Source organism: Intestinibacter sp., assembly GCF_034113885.1.
GTDB lineage: Bacteria > Bacillota > Clostridia > Peptostreptococcales > Peptostreptococcaceae > Intestinibacter.
This window is the reverse complement of the sequence record NZ_JAXEWM010000017.1, coordinates 1-2,497: the sequence shown is the minus strand read 5'-3', so window position 1 is coordinate 2,497 and position 2,497 is coordinate 1. Positions and strand designations below refer to the sequence as shown.

General features: G+C 34.2%; 2 protein-coding genes. Both read right to left on the bottom strand.

Annotated features, from left to right (window positions below; genetic code table 11):
* On the bottom strand, nt 1-443 hold a 443-nt coding region (gene mutL / locus SPD90_RS01020; protein ID WP_320924049.1), incomplete at its 3' end, for a DNA mismatch repair endonuclease MutL.
* Nucleotides 444-460: 17 nt separating this feature from the next.
* Nucleotides 461-2,497, bottom strand: a 2,037-nt coding sequence (gene mutS / locus SPD90_RS01015; protein ID WP_320924048.1) for a DNA mismatch repair protein MutS, incomplete at its 5' end; no start/stop codon positions are given.

The window sequence follows — 2,497 nt, the reverse complement described above, 5'->3', positions numbered from 1 at the left end:
ACTATTATAGTAGTTCCGTTTTTACATCCTATTGGCTCTTTTTTTACTATTTTAGAGCCACTTAGAACTATCTTTGTGCCGACTACCTCGTCTTCTGATTTTGTAGTCATCTCTAGGTTTGAAACTGCAGCTATAGAAGCTAGAGCCTCTCCTCTAAATCCAAGTGAATAAAGGTTGTATAAATCGTCAATCTTTTGGATTTTACTAGTCGCGTGTCTTAAAAAGCACTTTTCGACCTCACTAGATAGTATTCCACATCCGTTATCGCTTATCTTTATGGATTTTTTGCCTCCATCTACTATATCTACTGCTATTTGTGTAGCCCCTGAATCTATTGCATTTTCTAAAAGCTCTTTTACTACAGAAGAGGGTCTTTCTACGACCTCTCCTGCAGATATTTTATTTATTGTTAAATCATCTAAAATATTTATATATTTTCCCATAAAATCCCTCCAAGAGGTTATCTATTTTCCTTCGCTTTTTTCTGTAAATTGTAAAGTGTATTTACACAGTCTATCAAATTCATATTTAAAATGTCTAGGTTTAGTAGTTCATCTACAACCTCGCTATTTACATTCATGCTTCCAAATGATAGCTGTGAATCCTCTTCCTTTAATTTAGTATAGCTCGCGTTTAATTTATTATAATCTTTTTTGATTTTTTTATGTTCTTTAAGTAGAGTTTCGTGTTCTAGCTTTAAGGCTTCGAATTCATTTTTTAAATTATCCTCTTGAATTCTACTAAGTTCGCTCTCTATACTGAAGCTTTCACTTGGAGCTTCTTCAGCTACTTTTTCTGCCAAAACAGCCTCTATTTTTTCCTTGTCAAAATTACCTGTAAGAACTTCACCGTTAAATATGTGGTTCTTTTCTAAGTCCTTTAGTATTTCAGATGAACGATCTATAACCTTATCTGGAAGCTTAGCAAGCTTTGCTACATATATTCCGTAGCTCTTGTCTGCCGGCTGCTCTATTATTTTTCTAAGGAAAATTATATTTTCTCCATCGTCTTTTACTGAGATAGAATAATTCTTGACCTCTCTAAACTCATTTTCCAAGTCTGTAAGCTCATGGTAGTGAGTTGCGAATAAAGTCTTGCACTTGATATTACTTTGAATATACTCGACTATCGCCCACGCCAAGCTTATACCATCGTAGGTAGATGTCCCCCTACCTATTTCATCTAGTATTACGAAGCTCTTTGATGTGGCGTTTTTAAGTATATGAGAGACCTCGTTCATCTCTACCATAAATGTAGATTGACCTGAAGATAAGTCGTCACTTGCTCCAACTCTAGTAAATATTCTATCACATATAGGTATGTCTGCGTAATCTGCTGGTACAAATGATCCCATATGTGCCATCAGCACAATTATCGCACTTTGTCTCATATACGTTGATTTACCGGACATATTTGGACCTGTGATTATGTTTATTATATTTTCATCGTCGTTTAAATAAGTGTCGTTAGGTACGAAATTTTCCTCTCCTACTATATTTTCTACAACTGGATGGCGGCCGTTTTTTATGTCTAGCTTGTTGCTGTCGTTTATATTAGGCTTTACGTAGTTGTTTAAATCTGCAACTGTTGCAAATGAAGTAAACACATCTATATTTGCTATTATCTTAGCCACATTTTGTATTCTATCTATATTGTCGTAAATGTATTTTCTGACACCTACAAATAATTCATATTCTAGTACGCCTATTTTTTCCTTTGCATGTAGAATTTTATCTTCTATTATCTTTAGCTCCTCTGTTATAAATCTCTCGGCGTTGCTTAGAGTCTGTTTTCTTATATATCCGTCGTCTATTTTAGCTGTAGATAAATTCGCCTTAGTTATCTCTATATAATACCCAAAAACCTTGTTAAATCCTATCTTTAGAGATTTAACTCCTGTTTTTTCCTTCTCGCGGTTTTCTATTTCTTTTATCATGAAGGCTCCGTTTTTAGATACTTCTCTGAGTTCCTTTAGCTCTTCGTTGTAGTCTGATTTTATTATGTTTCCGTCTTTTATAGTTATGCTCGGCTCTGGAAGTATCGCTCTATCTACTAAATCGTAAATATCCTCTAATGTCTCCATCTTACCTACATAGTGCTTTAATATAGCTGCATCTGACTCTTCAATTCTACTTTTTAGCTCTGGAAGCTTTTCTATAGAATTTTTTAAGTTTATAAGCTCCTTTGGTGTAACTTTTTCAAACGCGATTTTACCACATATACGCTCTATATCGTACACGTTTTTTAGGATTTCTATCAAATCTACTCTTAGAGAATAATCGTCCTTTATCTCTTCTATTACATCTAGTCTATTTTGTATTCTTCTCTTGTCGACTAGTGGCTCCTCTACATATTTTCTAAGAAGTCTTCCACCCATTGCAGTAGAAGTTTTATCTAGTACGTGAAGCAGAGAACCCTTTTTCTTTTTAGTTCTTATAGTCTCTGTAAGCTCTAAATTTGAGCGAGTAAACATATCTAAAACCATGTAATTTGAAGA